At 68.2% G+C, this 13,815-nt stretch carries 16 protein-coding genes; 5 read left to right on the plus strand and 11 right to left on the minus strand.

Annotated features, from left to right (window positions below):
* Positions 1-36: 36 nt before the first annotated feature.
* A complete protein-coding gene (locus E4191_RS24510; protein WP_269436660.1) occupies positions 37-165 on the plus strand; it encodes a hypothetical protein in 129 nt (42 codons plus the stop codon).
* Between the two features lie 179 nt (positions 166-344).
* Here the strand turns inward: E4191_RS24510 and infB are convergent, their stop codons facing one another.
* The 6 genes from infB to pip all read right to left on the minus strand — a co-directional run bounded on the left by infB (position 345) and on the right by pip (position 7,444).
* Complete coding sequence (gene infB / locus E4191_RS02165; RefSeq protein WP_135311952.1) at positions 345-2,900, minus strand: translation initiation factor IF-2; 2,556 nt, start codon at positions 2,898-2,900, stop codon at positions 345-347.
* A gap of 8 nt (positions 2,901-2,908) precedes the next feature.
* Positions 2,909-3,532, minus strand: coding sequence for an RNA-binding protein (locus E4191_RS02170; RefSeq protein WP_135311953.1), 624 nt, complete (start codon positions 3,530-3,532; stop codon positions 2,909-2,911).
* Between the two features lie 24 nt (positions 3,533-3,556).
* Entirely contained in the window at positions 3,557-5,188 is a 1,632-nt protein-coding gene (gene nusA / locus E4191_RS02175) for a transcription termination factor NusA (protein WP_135311954.1), read from the minus strand.
* Positions 5,189-5,191: 3 nt separating this feature from the next.
* Positions 5,192-5,860, minus strand: coding sequence for a ribosome maturation factor RimP (gene rimP, locus E4191_RS02180; protein WP_135311955.1), 669 nt, complete (start codon positions 5,858-5,860; stop codon positions 5,192-5,194).
* Positions 5,861-5,993: 133 nt separating this feature from the next.
* A complete protein-coding gene (gene tspO / locus E4191_RS02185; RefSeq protein ID WP_135311956.1) occupies positions 5,994-6,455 on the minus strand; it encodes a tryptophan-rich sensory protein TspO in 462 nt (153 codons plus the stop codon).
* The gene (gene pip / locus E4191_RS02190; protein WP_135311957.1) at positions 6,452-7,444 is read right to left on the minus strand and encodes a prolyl aminopeptidase; all 993 of its coding nucleotides are present in this window, start codon (positions 7,442-7,444) and stop codon (positions 6,452-6,454) included. Before pip ends, tspO begins: the two co-directional genes overlap by 4 nt.
* A 49-nt stretch (positions 7,445-7,493) precedes the next feature.
* On the opposite strand from pip, the gene ubiG reads away from it, so the two are divergent.
* Positions 7,494-8,228 (plus strand): bifunctional 2-polyprenyl-6-hydroxyphenol methylase/3-demethylubiquinol 3-O-methyltransferase UbiG, encoded by a 735-nt coding sequence (gene ubiG, locus E4191_RS02195; RefSeq protein WP_135311958.1) that lies wholly within the window; start codon positions 7,494-7,496, stop codon positions 8,226-8,228.
* A 7-nt stretch (positions 8,229-8,235) separates the two neighbouring features.
* On the opposite strand, the gene E4191_RS02200 is transcribed toward ubiG, so the two are convergent.
* The 3 genes from E4191_RS02200 to E4191_RS02210 form a co-directional block, all read right to left on the minus strand.
* Positions 8,236-8,745 (minus strand): MarR family winged helix-turn-helix transcriptional regulator, encoded by a 510-nt coding sequence (locus tag E4191_RS02200; RefSeq protein ID WP_135311959.1) that lies wholly within the window; start codon positions 8,743-8,745, stop codon positions 8,236-8,238.
* A gap of 121 nt (positions 8,746-8,866) precedes the next feature.
* Positions 8,867-9,124, minus strand: coding sequence for a glutaredoxin 3 (grxC, locus tag E4191_RS02205; RefSeq protein ID WP_135311960.1), 258 nt, complete (start codon positions 9,122-9,124; stop codon positions 8,867-8,869).
* A gap of 29 nt (positions 9,125-9,153) precedes the next feature.
* Positions 9,154-9,888 (minus strand): ComF family protein, encoded by a 735-nt coding sequence (locus tag E4191_RS02210; protein WP_135311961.1) that lies wholly within the window; start codon positions 9,886-9,888, stop codon positions 9,154-9,156.
* Between the two features lie 31 nt (positions 9,889-9,919).
* On the opposite strand from E4191_RS02210, the gene E4191_RS02215 reads away from it, so the two are divergent.
* Both E4191_RS02215 and hemH read left to right on the plus strand, forming a co-directional pair.
* Positions 9,920-10,753 carry a methyltransferase domain-containing protein gene (locus E4191_RS02215; RefSeq protein WP_135314280.1) on the plus strand — a complete coding sequence of 278 codons (834 nt, stop codon included), beginning with the start codon at positions 9,920-9,922 and terminating at the stop codon, positions 10,751-10,753.
* The gene (hemH, locus tag E4191_RS02220; RefSeq protein WP_135311962.1) at positions 10,750-11,793 is read left to right on the plus strand and encodes a ferrochelatase; all 1,044 of its coding nucleotides are present in this window, start codon (positions 10,750-10,752) and stop codon (positions 11,791-11,793) included. Before E4191_RS02215 ends, hemH begins: the two co-directional genes overlap by 4 nt.
* A 27-nt stretch (positions 11,794-11,820) precedes the next feature.
* Here the strand turns inward: hemH and E4191_RS02225 are convergent, their stop codons facing one another.
* Positions 11,821-12,423 (minus strand): L,D-transpeptidase, encoded by a 603-nt coding sequence (locus E4191_RS02225; protein ID WP_135311963.1) that lies wholly within the window; start codon positions 12,421-12,423, stop codon positions 11,821-11,823.
* Between the two features lie 240 nt (positions 12,424-12,663).
* Between E4191_RS02225 and dalA the strand changes: the two genes are divergently transcribed.
* Complete coding sequence (dalA, locus tag E4191_RS02230) at positions 12,664-13,179, plus strand: divisome-associated lipoprotein DalA (protein ID WP_135311964.1); 516 nt, start codon at positions 12,664-12,666, stop codon at positions 13,177-13,179.
* Positions 13,180-13,283: 104 nt separating this feature from the next.
* On the opposite strand, the gene E4191_RS02235 is transcribed toward dalA, so the two are convergent.
* Entirely contained in the window at positions 13,284-13,808 is a 525-nt protein-coding gene (locus E4191_RS02235) for a L,D-transpeptidase family protein (RefSeq protein WP_135311965.1), read from the minus strand.
* Positions 13,809-13,815 lie beyond the last annotated feature (7 nt).

The following is a 13,815-nucleotide window of genomic DNA, read 5'->3' on the forward strand; positions in this document are numbered from 1 at the left end:
GACTAACTTGTCTTAGAGCACTGAGGAGGGCTTGACATGATTCGCACCATTTCGATCGGAAGCTACATCTCGATCCAGGGTCTTTTCGAAGGATCCTCGACCAACGGCAACATCTTCGTCCGAGTCGGCGACCGCACCTTCGAGGGCAAGCCGGTCAGCGCCTGACAGGGTCCGGCGCGGAGGGGAGTGCCGCGTCGGCATTCATGACAGAGACAAGGGGGCGGTCCGCAGGGACCGCCCCTTTCTCATGCGCGCAGGCCTCCGACACGGCGGGGGCACGGCGCGGGGCAGGAACGCGAAAGGGCGGCCCGAGGGCCGCCCTTTCGTCATTCCGGACCGTCGCCTTACAGCGAGCGTTCGACCTCTTCGCGCTCGAAGATCTCGATGACGTCGCCGGGGCGGATGTCGTCGTAGTTCTCGAAGGCCATGCCGCATTCCTGGCCGGACTGCACGTCCTTGACCTCGTCCTTGAAGCGCTTGAGCGTCTTCAGCGTGCCCTCGTGGATCACCACGTTGTCGCGCAGCAGGCGCACGCCGGCCGAGCGGCGGGCGACGCCTTCGGTCACCAGACAGCCGGCGACATTGCCGACGCCCGTGACGCGGAAGACTTCCTTGATCGTCGCGTAACCGATGAAGTTCTCGCGGATCTCGTTGGACAGCATGCCCGAGGCGGCCGCCTTGATGTCGTCCAGCAGGTTGTAGATGATCGAGTAGTAGCGGATCTCGACCCCCTTCTGGTTGGCGGCATTGCGGGCGGGGGCATTGGCACGGACGTTGAAGCCGATGACCGGCGCGCCGGATGCCTCGGCCAGACCCACATCGGATTCGGTGATCGCACCGACGCCGTAATGCAGGACGCGGACGCGCACCTCGTCGTTGCCGACCTTCTCCAGCGCCTGCACGATGGCCTCGGCCGAACCCTGCACGTCGGCCTTGAGGACGACGGACAGTTCCGAGACGCTGACATCGGCCTTCGCCTTGGCCATCATCTGCTCCAGGGTCGTCGCGGCACCGGCGGCGGCGCGCTTGTCCTTGGTCTGCTGGGCACGGAACTCGACGATCTCGCGGGCCTGCGCCTCGGTCTCGACCACGTTCAGCACGTCGCCGGCCTCGGGAGTGCCGTTCAGGCCCAGAACCTCGACGGGGACGGAGGGACCGGCCTCGTCGACGCGCTCGCCCTGGTCGTTGATCAGGGCGCGGACCTTGCCCCACTGCTCGCCCACGACGAAGATGTCGCCGCGGCGCAGGGTGCCGTGCTGCACGAGGACGGTCGCGACGGGGCCGCGGCCCACGTCCAGCTGCGCCTCGATCACCGCGCCCTGAGCGGCGCGGTTCGGGTTGGCCTTGAGTTCCAGATATTCCGCCTGAAGTGCGATGGCCTCCAGCAGCTCGTCCAGACCCTGGCCGGTCTTGGCCGAGACCTCGACATCCTGCACGTCGCCCGACATGGCCTCGACGACCACCTCGTGCTGCAGCAGTGACGTCCGGACCTTCTGCGGATCGGCGGCGGGGCGGTCGATCTTGTTGATCGCCACGATCATCGGGACATTGGCGGCCTTGGCGTGGTTGATCGCCTCGACCGTCTGCGGCATGACCGCGTCATCGGCGGCCACGACCAGCACGACGATGTCGGTCACGTTCGCGCCGCGGGCGCGCATCGAGGTGAAGGCCGCGTGGCCCGGCGTGTCCAGGAAGGACAGCACCGCGCCCGAATCGGTCGTCACCTGATAGGCGCCGATATGCTGGGTGATCCCGCCGGCCTCGCCCGAGACGACATTGGCCTTGCGGATCGCGTCCAGAAGCGAGGTCTTGCCGTGGTCGACATGGCCCATGATCGTGATGATCGGCGGGCGGGTAACCAGATCCTCGTCCTTGTCATCGACCGAATCGATGACCTGCTCCACGTCGCGGTCGCTGACGCGGATGAACTTGTGGCCGAATTCCTCGATCACCAGCTCGGCCGTGTCGGCGTCGATGGGCTGGTTGATGGTGACCATCATGCCCATCTTCATCAGCGACTTGACCACGTCGGCGGCGCGTTCCGCCATCCGGTTGGCCAGTTCCTGCACCACGATGGTTTCCGGCAGGCGGACCTCGCGGAACTGCTTCTCGGGACGCGGGGACTGCCCCATCGCCTTCTGGCGGGTGCGTTCCTGCTTGCGCTTCATCGCGGCCATCGAGCGCGGACGCCCGGCCTCGCCGTTCAGCGCCTGGTTCAGCGACAGCTTTCCGCCGCGGCGGCTGTCATCGGTCTTGACCTTGGCAGCCTTGTCGCGGTCGGGACGATCGCCCGCGCGGTCGGTCTTGCGGGCCACGCCGGTGGTGACGCCCTTGGTCTCGGCGCGCGAGGCGGCAGCCTCGATGCTGGCCTGATCGGGGGCGTCGGGCTTGGCGGCACCAGCGGAGGGCTTGGGACGCTCCTGGCGCGGCTCGGCCTTGCGGCGAGCCTCGTCTGCGGCATCCTGGACGGCCAGGGCCTCGGCCAGCGCCTTGGCCTTCTGGGCCTCCTCGCGCTCGCGCTCTTCCTTGGCCTTCGCCTCGATATCGGCGCGGCGGCGCTCGCGCTCTTCCTCGCGGGCCTTCTCGTCGGCCAGACGCTGCGCGGCATCATCCGCCTCGCGCGCCTTGGCGGCGGCAAGCGCCTTGAGGCGGCGCTCCATCTCGGCATCCGAGATGCCGGCGGGGCGCTTGGAGCTGTCGCCGGCCATGCGGGCGGTCAGCGGGTTCTTCTCTTTTTCAGCCGTGGTCATCGGCGTGGCTGCCTTGGGCACCACGACGCGCTTGCGCTTGGTTTCCACGACGACGCTTTTGGTGCGACCGTGGCTGAAGCTTTGCTTGACCTGGCCCGAACGGCCAGCGCCGCCGAGACCCAGGGGGGTTTTTCCGTCTTTGTCGCTCATCTGCGTCTTCATTCCTTCCCGACGGCCGTATTGCCATCGTCATGCCCGCGCAGACCCGTCAGTCTGCCGGCTTCCAAGATTACCTTGTCCGTCAGGCCACCCTTCGCAAGCGCGCCGTGTATGACATGATCACGCCCAAAGGACAAACCCAATTCTGAGGCGGTCAGGCAGCCGAACCAGCGTCCGCCGGTGGGCGTCCACAGCTTGCCCTTGCCCCGTTCCGACCCGTCGCTGGCCTGAAGCAGCACCTTGGCGCGCCCCTCGGCCAGCCAGCCCTTCACCTTCTCGAACCCGGCCACCGCGCGGCCCGCCTTGCGGGTCAGCGACACGAGGTCGATCAGCCGGCGGGCGACCCCCGCCTCGACCAGATCGGGCAGGTTCGGATCCGCCTGCACGGGCGCCTTGGCGGCGCGCGAGAACAGGTTCTTGCCCACCGCCTTCTGCAGCGCCGCCTTGTCGGCGGCGACCCAGATGCCGCGGCCGGGCAGCTTTTCGGCCAGATCGGGCACGACCTGCCCGTCGGGACCGATCACGAAGCGGATCAGCCCGCGCTTGGGTTGCACCTCGCCGGTGGCGATGCACCGGCGCTCCGGGTCGTCGTCCCGGTCCTTGTCACGTCCGCCTCGGCTCAAGCTGTGTTCCGCTCCGGAGCCCGATCAGGCCCCGGCCTCCTGGTTGGGGGTGTCGTCATCGTCTTCGGTCTCGTCGGCCTCGAGCTCGCCCTCAAGCTCGGTCGGATCGACCCAGCCCAGAAGCACGCGCGCGGTCATGACCATGGTCTGCGCTTCCTCGAGGCTGACCTCGAAGCTTTCCAGCAGACCCTCGTCCTTGACGCGGGCGCCGTTCACCGTGGTCCAGCCGCCGGCCAGTTCCCAGTCCGCGCAGGTCGCGAAATCTTCCAGCGTCTTGATGCCGTCCTTGGCCAGCGCCTCCAGCATCTGGGGGGTGAGGCCCTCGAATTCAACCAGGCTGTCCTCGACGCCAAGCGCGCGGGCGGCGTCCAGGGCGGCCTTGTTCTTGGCCTCCAGCACGTCGCGGGCACGGGCCTGCAGCTCGGCGGCGGTGTCGCCGTCGACGCCGTCGATGGTCAGCAGCTCGTCCTGGTCGACATAGGCGACCTCTTCGAGATTGGTGAAGCCCTCGGCGACCAGCAGCTGGGCGAAGAACTCGTCCAGGTCCAGCGCCTCCATGAAGAGCGCGGTGCGCGAGTTGAACTCGGCCTGACGGCGCTTGGATTCCTCCTCATCCGTCAGGATGTCGATGTCCAGGCCGGTCAGCTGGCTGGCCAGTCGCACGTTCTGGCCGCGACGGCCGATGGCCAGGGACAGCTGTTCGTCGGGAACCACGACCTCGATCTTGTTGGCCTCCTCGTCGAAGACGACCTTGCTGACCTCGGCGGGCTGCAGGGCGTTCACGAGGAACGTCGCCTGATCCTCGTTCCACGGGATGATGTCGATCTTCTCGCCCTGCAATTCGCCGACGACGGCCTGCACGCGGCTGCCGCGCATGCCGACGCAGGCGCCGACCGGGTCGATCGAGCTGTCATAGCTGATGACCGCGATCTTGGCGCGTGAACCGGGATCGCGGGCGACGGCCTTGATCTCGATCACGCCGTCATAGATCTCGGGGACTTCCATCTTGAACAGCTCGGCCATGAACTGCGGATCGGTGCGCGACAGGAAGATCTGCGGGCCGCGCGTCTCGCGGCGCACGTCCTTGATATAGGCGCGGATGCGGTCGTTCGGGCGATAGCTTTCGCGGCCGATCTTCTCGTTGCGGCGCAGGATCGCCTCTCCGCGGCCCACATCGACGATGATGTTGCCGTATTCCTCGCGCTTGACGACGCCGTTGATGATGGTGCCGGCACGGTCCTTGAATTCCTCGTACTGGCGATCGCGCTCGGCCTCGCGCACGCGCTGCAGGATCACCTGCTTGGCGGATTGCGCGGCGATGCGGCCCAGTTCGACCGGGGGCACGATGTCGATGATCTCGTCGCCGATCTTGGGATCGTCCAGATAGGGACGGGCCTGCTCGACCGTCACCTGCGCCTGATAGTTCTCGACCTCGTCATCGGCCATCACGGTGCGGACGCGGGTGAAGCTGGCATTGCCGGTCTTGCGGTCGATCTTGACGCGGATGTCCATCTCGGCCCCGTAGCGCGACTTGGCGGCACGGGCGAGGCTGTCCTCCATCGCCTCGATGACCAGCTCGGGCTCGATCATCTTCTCGCGGGCGACGGCTTCGGCCGTCTGCAGCAGTTCAAGCTGGTTGGCAGAGGTGATCGCCATCACTCACTCCTTCGGTTGGACGGCGTCGGGGCCATCGGTGTCGTCGGTTTCGATCTCGTCGAAGGCGGTTTCGTCCAGGTTGTCGATCTCGACCCCGGCTTCCTTCTTCTGACGCAGCATTTCCTTGATCAGCTCGTCCGTCAGGACAAGTTTCGCATCCGACAGCAGGTCGAAATGCAGACCGATCGTGTGGGTCTGGCCCTGATCCTCGATGTTGATCAGCACCTCGTCGCCCTCGACGCCGGCCAGGAGGCCCTTGAATCGCTTGCGGCCGTCGATGGGCTGGTTGATGTCCAGCCGCGCCTCGTAGCCCTCGAAGGCTTCGAAATCCTTCAGGCGGGTCAGGGGGCGGTCGATGCCGGGGCTGGAGACCTCGAGGTAATAGTTGTCGGCGATCGGATCCTCGACATCCAGCGTGGCGCTGACGGCGGTCGAGATCTGCGCGCAATCGTCCACGTTGATGCCGCCCTCGGGGCGGTCGGCCATGATCTGCAGCGTCGCGGTCTTGCCGCCCTGCAGGCGCACGCGCACCAGCTCGTAGCCCAGATCCTCGATCACCGGAATGATGATCTCGGCCAGGCGCCGGTCGATGGCGGTCTTGGCGATCAGGTCGTTCGTCGCGGACAGGCCGGGCGCGGGCGAGCCGTCGGGCTGGGACAGATCGTCGGACATGAAGATCCTTTCGGACATGAAAAAGGGGCCGTCAGCGGGCCCCGAGCGGAAGTTCCGGTGGGCAGGGTTTGGACCCCTGCACCGCTGTTGAGCGTCATATAGCCCCGTGCCTGCCGGAATGCAAGCGCGCTTCTCAGGCGCTGGCGCCGGGGTTGTCGCGCCAGACGCGCCAGTTCAGCCCGGTCGCCACCACCAGCCAGGCCAGATAGGGCAGAAGCAGCAGCCCCGACCGCCAGTCCAGCTGCCAGACGGCGACCGTCAGGCTGGCCACCGTCACCAGCAGCGTGGACATGATCACCATGCCCAAGGCCATCATCCGCGCGCCGAAGAAGACCGGCGTCCACAGCGTGTTCAGCGCGATCTGCGCCGCCCACAGCGCCAGCGCCGGCCCGGCGCCGGGCAGCAGCGCCACGCGCGCGGCGGCGAAGGCCGAGAGCAGGTAGATGGCGCTCCATGCAACCGGGAAGGCCCATTTCGGCGGGGTGAAGCCGGGTTTCTTCAGCCCGTCATACCAAGCGCCCGGCTTGAAGATCACGCCGGTCGACGCCGCCGCTACGCTGGCCAGCAGGAAGATCAGGAACAGGTTCAGGCTCATCGCGGGGTCTTTCGGCTGCGGTCCTGGTCGCGGACCCCGTCCATGACGGCCGCCAGTTCGGCGGTGATGCGGGGTTCGGACAGCGCATGCCCCGAGGCCGGGATCAACCGCAGGTCGCAGCCCGGCCAGCCCTCGGCCAGCGCATGCGCGCCGATGGGCGGGCAGACCATGTCATAGCGGCCCTGCACGATGATGGCGGGCAGATGCTCGATCCGGGCGCGGTCGCGCAGAAGCTGCCCCTCGTCTAGGAAGCAGCGGTTGCCGAAATAGTGATTCTCGAGCCGGGCGAAGGCGCGGGCGTAATCGGCGGGGGCGTGGCTGGTGGCCTGCGACTGCAGCCCGGCCAGCGCGTTTTCCCACATGAGCCAAGGCTGGGCGAAGCGCGCCTGCCGCCCCGGATCGCTGTCGAACAGCCGCAGGTGATAGGCGCCGATCATGTCGTGCCGCTCGGCCTGCGGGATCGGTTCCTGGAACCGCGCCCAGAGGTCGGGGAAGAACCGCGCCGCACCGCCGCCATAGAACCAGTCCAGCTCGGATTGCGTGCCCAGGAAGACGCCGCGCAGGATCAGCCCGCTGACATGGTCGGGATGGGTCTCGGCATAGGCCAGGGCCAGCGTCGCCCCCCAGCTGCCGCCGAACAGTAGCCAGCGGTCGATGCCAAGGCGGGCGCGGATCAGCGCGATGTCGGCGATCAGGTGGGGGGTCGTGTTGGCCTGCACGCAGGCGGTGGGACGCGAGCGTCCGCAGCCGCGCTGGTCGAACAGCACCACGCGGAAATGGCCGGGGTCGAAGAAGCGCCGCATGAAGGGGCTGCAGCCGCCGCCCGGGCCGCCATGCAGCACCAGGACGGGGCGTCCCTCGGGGTTGCCGCATTCCTCGACATAGATGGTGTGCCCGTCGCCCACCTCGATCATGTGTCGGGCAAAGGGCTCGACCGCCGGGTGAAGGCGGCCATGTGACGCGGAGATTTGTCCTGCCAATCGGTCCATCCTGACACTATAAGACCTCTCGTCGCCGCCCGCCAGAAGGACCTCAGCCATGACCACCAGCATCGACCCTGCCGAGATCGCCAAGTTCGAGGCGATGGCTGCCGAATGGTGGGACCCGCGCGGCAAGTTCCGGCCCCTGCACCTGATGAACCCGCTGCGGCTGGACTATGCAGCCGACCAGATCGCCGTCGAGTTCGGGCGCGACCGCACCGGCCTGCGCCCCTTTGGCGGGCTGCGGGTGCTGGACATCGGCTGCGGCGGCGGGCTGGCCACCGAGCCGATGGCCCGGCTTGGCGCCGATGTCATGGGGGCGGACGCGACGCAGGTGAACATCTCGGTGGCCCAGGCCCATGCCGACAGCCAGGGCCTGACCATCGACTATCGCGCCACCACCGCCGAGGCGCTGGCCGCGGCGGGCGAGCGTTTCGACGTGGTGCTGGCGCTGGAGATCGTCGAGCATGTGGCCGATCCGGCGGCCTTCATCGCGACCTGCCGCGAGCTGCTGCGCCCCGGCGGATTGCTGATCGTGTCGACGCTGAACCGCACCGCACGCAGCTTCGGCGCGGCGATCGTCGGGGCGGAATGGATCCTGCGCTGGCTGCCGCGGGGCACGCATGACTGGGCGCGCTTCCTGACCCCGGACGAACTGACGGCCAAGGCCGAGGCCGCCGGGCTGTCGGTCGCGGACCGGCGGGGCATGGTCTTCAACCCGATCGGGTTTTCTTGGAAACTGTCGGACAGCGACCTGTCGGTGAACTACATCCTGACCGCGCGCCGCATCTGAGGCGGCCTCAGTCGGCGGGCCTGGGGGGATCGGCCTCCAGCCGCAGGCGCAACTCGCGCAGGACGGGCAGGGCGCCGCGCACGCGCTCGGCGCCGATGTCGCGCACGACGCCCGCGATCAGCGGCATGAAGGCCGCGATGGCCGCATCGCGCGCCGCCCGCCCCGCCGTGCTGATCGACACGAACTTGCGCCGCGCATCGTCCCAATCGGGGCGGATATGCACATGGCCCGCCCATTCCAGCCGCGACAGGGTGTTGGTCATCGCGCCCCGGGTGATGTGGAACGCCTCGGCCAGCTGGGCCGGGGTGCGTTCCTCGTTCACATGGGCCAGCAGGTTCAGCACCGAGAAATGCGAGATCTGCATCCCCTTGGGCAGCGCCTTGCTGATCAGGTTGCGCGACAGCTGGTCGGCGATCAGCACCTCGGCGAACAGGCTGGCGGCCAGCCGGTCGTTGGACCGGGGATCGATCGTCCGGGCCTCGGTCGCCTTGTCTGGGTCGGTCGCGCGTGTCGTCATGGCCTTCCGGGGCCGCGAGGGGCCGGTGTTGATCGGGGCAGGGGATGGACGAGCGTGCCCGTCCACCACCGGCAGGTCAAGCGAAACCATGCGGTTCGCCTTGGACGGGCATCGCCCTCGGTCAGGCGGCGCCCTTCAGCAGCGAGTCCAGACGGCCCGCGCGGTCCATCGCGTAAAGCTCGTCGCAGCCGCCGACATGGGTCTGGCCCACGAAGATCTGCGGGACCGAGCGCTTGCCCGCGCGCTTGGTCATCTTGTCGCGCAGCGCGGGATCGGTGCCCACGTCGATCTCGGTATAGGCGGCGCCCTTCTTGTCCAGAAGCTGCTTGGCGCGGATGCAGAAGGGGCAGGTGCGGGTCGTGTAGATCTCGATGGTCATGGCGGTCCTTTCTAGGGGCTGGCCCCTATCTAGGGATCCTTGACCGCCCGTGCCAGCACCGCGACCGAAACGGGCCCCGCCCCCGCCGCCAGCAGCGCCAGCGCCGCCGCATGGATCGTCGCCCCCGAGGCCATCACGTCGTCGACCAGCAGGACCGGCCGCCCCGCCACGTCCCCGGCCCGGCGCAGGTTCACGGCCAGCGCGCCGTCGAGATTGGCGAAGCGGTCGGCGACCGTGTGGTGATCCTGCGCGGGGGTGTGGCGCAGGCGGTTCAGCAGGTCGGCGCGATGGTCCAGCCCCAGCAGCCGCGCGACCCGGCCCGAGAGCTGCGCCGACTGGTTGTACTTGCGCCGCGCCAGGCGCCGCAGATGCAGGGGCACCGGGGCCACGATCATGCCGGGCTGCGCCAGGGGCCGCGCCGCCCGGGCCAGCCAGCCCGCCAGCGGCGGCGCCAGATCCAGCCGGTCGCCATGCTTCAGCGCCAGGATCAGCCGCCGCGCCGTGCCCGCATAGACCAGCGCCGCCCGCCCGCGCGTCCAGGGCCGCACGGCCGACAGGCAGTCGTCGCAGACCAGCACCTGGGCCCCGCCGGTCCCGTCATCGGGTAGGGGCACCCCGCAGCAATCGCAGCAGGCGCCGGTGATGAAGGCGGCATCGGGCCAGCAGGCGGCGCACAGATGCACCGCCCCCGCGCCCCCGTCCGCGACCCCCGCCCCGCAGGCCAGGCACTGCGCGGGGTAAAGCAGCGTCAGCGCCGCTTTCATCGCCCCCGAAAGCATCCTATGTTGCATGCCCATGACCGACCCCGCCCCATCCCGACCCGCCCTGACCGACCGCGCGGCCCTGCTGCGCCAGCGCGACCGTGCCCGGCGCCTCGGGCCGGTCGACCTGTTCCACCGCATCGCCGCCGACGAGATCCAGGATAGGCTGGTCGAGGTTAACAGGACGTTTACGGACCCGGCCCTCGTGACGGGATTTCCCGAATTCTGGGGCGACCGCTTCCCGGGCGCCCAGGTGGTGGCCGACGATCCGGTGCTGGATCTGGCACCCGGCGCGCATGATCTGGTGATCCATGCCCTGTCGCTGCACTGGGCCGACGACCCGGTGGGCCAGATCGTGCAATGCCGCCGGGCGCTGCGCGAGGACGGGCTGTTCATCGGTGTGGCCTTCGGCAACCAGACCCTGACCGAGCTGCGCGCCGCCCTGGCCCAGGCCGAGGCCCAGCTGACCGGCGGCCTGTCGCCCCGCGTCCTGCCCATGGGTGAGATCCGCGATCTGGGCGGGCTGCTGCACCGGTCCGGGCTGGCCCTGCCGGTGGCCGATGTCCTGCCTCAGCGCGCCAGCTATCGCGACCTGTTCCACCTGGCCCGCGACCTGCGCGCCATGGGCGAGGGCAATGCGATGGCCGCCCGGCGCCGCACGCCCACGCGCCGCGCGGTGCTGGACCTGGCCGCAGCCAAGATGGCTTGCCACAGCCCCGACCGCGACGATCCGTCCCGTGTCACAGCCACATTCGATCTGGTCTTTCTGACGGGCTGGGCGCCCTCGGACAGCCAGCCCAAGCCCCTGCGCCCGGGCTCGGCCCAGACCTCTCTGGCCGATGCCCTGGCCAAACTCAGGAAACCATGATGCGACCCACCCATGCGCCCGCCGACCACCCCAAGGTCAAGCCCGCCAAGACCGGCATCCTGATCGCCAATCTGGGCACGCCCGACGGCTATGACTACTGGTCGATGCGCCGGTACCTCAACGAGTTCCTGTCCGACAAGCGCGTGGTCGACCTGTCGAAATGGGTCTGGCAGCCGCTGCTGCAGGGGGTGATCCTGACGCGGCGGCCGTTCAGCTCGGGCAAGAACTACAAGCTGATCTGGAACCACGAGGCGAACGAAAGCCCGCTGCTGACGATCACCAAGTCCCAGACCCGCGCCCTGGCCGCGCTGGCCGAGGAGGAGTGGGGCGACCAGGTGATGGTCGATTTCTGCATGCGCTATGGCAACCCGTCCACCAAGGACGTGGTGCGGCGGATGGTCGATGCGGGCTGCCGGCGGATCGTGTTCCTGCCGCTCTATCCGCAATATGCGGGACCGACCTCGGCCACGGCCAACGACCAGCTGTTCCGCGTGATGATGGACGAGACCTGGCAGCCCGCCATCCGCACGGTCGAGCCCTATGTGAACCGCCCCGATTACATCAAGGCGTTGGCCGACAGCGTGCGCCGCGCGCTGGACGGCAAGGTGCCCAAGAAGCTGGTCGCCAGCTATCACGGGATGCCCAAGCGCTACCTGATGCAGGGCGACCCCTATCACTGCCAGTGCCAGAAGACCTCGCGCCTGCTGCGCGAGGAGCTGGGCTGGCCCGAGGGGATCATCGACACGACCTTCCAGTCGGTCTTCGGGCGCGAGGAATGGCTGAAGCCCTACACCGTCGAGCATGTGGCCGAGCTGGCCAAGCAGGGGCACACGGACATCGCCGTTATTTCCCCCGCCTTCTCGTCGGACTGCATCGAGACGCTGGAAGAGATCAACGGCGAGATCGCGGAGGCCTTCGAGGAGGCCGGCGGGCACGAGTTCCAGTACATCCCCTGCCTGAACGACGATCCGGCGCATATCCGGGTCATGCTGGAGGTGATCCGCGACAATATCGGCGGATGGGTCGAGCCGCGCGCTTAAGCGAAAGGGGCCCTGCGGGGCCCCTTGCTACATCACCAGGACCTGCGTGCCGATCTTGGTCATCGCATAGAGTTCCGCGACATGTTCGTTGTAGAGGCCGATGCAGCCGTTCGAGGACTTGCGGCCGATCTTGCGCGTGTCATGCGTGCCGTGGATGCGGTAATACTGCCAGGTCAGCCACAGCGCATGGGTGCCCATCGGGTTGTCCGGCCCCGGCGGCACGAATTCCGGCCATTCGGGGTTGCGTTCGCGCATCGCCGGGGTGGGCGCCCAGGAGGGGCCGTCGACCTTCTTGATGATCTCGGTCCGGCCGGTACGGACCAAGTCGTTGCTGACCGGGATCGAGCTGGGATAGACGCGATAGGTCGTCCCGTCCTCGGCCCAGAAATGGACCGCGCGCGAGGTCAGGTCGCACAGGATCGCGCCGTTGGTCAGGTTCTGGAAATGCGGGCGCCAGTCCTGGCCCCGGAAGCTGGAGATGTTGTGCTGGGGCGCGGGTCCGGTCGCGACCGGCGCGCCCGTGGCGGGATCGATCTGCTGTGACCAGGCGGGCAGGGCCAGACTGGCCGCGCCGAGGGCTGCGGCAGAGCCGAGGAACGCCCTTCGGTTGACGGAAAACGACGTGCTCATCCACTCATGTCCTTCGTTCGGATCACCGCTCTTGAGGGCGGGCTGGGGGGTTGTGGCGGTCGGGACGATTCCGGTCCCGCGATGCCCCCGAATATAGCGTCTGGCCCGATCCGCAGCAAATCAATCCGGCGTTTTGTCCAAGGCGGCCGGCCACCTGCACCGATCACGCCAAGTTGCGTTTGAACCTGTCCGGGTCCTTGGGTAGGACAGGGGCAGTCGCGCGAGGGGATCCGCCGGAACATGAAGAAAATCAATGCGCTTGTCATTCTGTCCATGCTGGCTTTGGCGGCCTGCGCGCCGCGCAACCTGACGCAGGCGCCCATGGTCGCGCCGGTCGATCCCGCCATTGCCGCCGCGCCTGCGGTCAACGACGATGCGGCGATTGCCGGGCGCGTGTTGCAGCAGATCAACACCCTGCGCGCTAATATCGCGCTGGCGCCCCTGCAGCCCAGCCCGCAGCTGGATGCGGCGGCCTTGGTCCATTCGCGCGACATGTCGGCGCAGAACCGGGCCTGGCACTGGGGCTCGGACGGATCCTCGCCCTTGGACCGCGTGCAGCGGCAGGGCCATACGGGGCGGCTGATCGGCGAGAACATTTCCGAGACCTACGAGAACGAGATCGAGACGCTGGCCGCCTGGATGAGCACCCGCGACACCCGCGACGTCATCATGGACCCGACCGCGACGCAGCTGGGCTTTGCGTGGTTCCGCGAGCCTTCGGGCAAGGTCTGGTGGACGCTGCTGACGGCGGGCTGACCGGCAGGGCGACGCATCAGGGCCGGGGCCGGATCGGCGATCGGACGAACGAAGAAGGCCCCGGATGATCCGGGGCCGGTCGGTCGATCGGGCAGGATCCGCGGTCAGGGATAGATGACGATGGGGGTGCCGGGCAGCAGCATGGCGTAGATCTCCTCGATCTCCTCGTCGGTGACGGCGATGCAGCCGGCCGTCCAGTCGCGCTGCTGCGGGAACAGCGTGTTGCCCTGCGGCCCGCGCCCGTGGATGAAGATGTCGCCGCCCGGATCGCGGCCATAGGCCTCGGCGAAGGCGCGGTCGTTGGGGTTGGGATAGGAGATGCCAACCGACAGGTGGAACGCGCTGCGCGGGTTGAACCGGTCGATGATGTAGACCCCTTCGGGCGTCTTGCCGTCGCCCGAGAACTGCTTGTGCCCGGCGGGCTGGTTGCCCAGGCTGACATCGTAGGATTTCAGCACCGTGCTGCCGTTCAGCAGGTGCATGCGGCGCTGTCCCTTGTTGATCGAGACCTGCGTGACCTGCGGGCCCGCATAGCGGCGGAACTGGGGCGTCTGTTTGGGGGGGCTGCCACAGGCGGCCAGCAAGGCCAGCGTCGAAATGGCGAAAGTCCTGCGGCTCAGTCTGCTCATCACTGCC

The organism is Paracoccus liaowanqingii, from assembly GCF_004683865.2.
Lineage (GTDB): Bacteria > Pseudomonadota > Alphaproteobacteria > Rhodobacterales > Rhodobacteraceae > Paracoccus > Paracoccus liaowanqingii.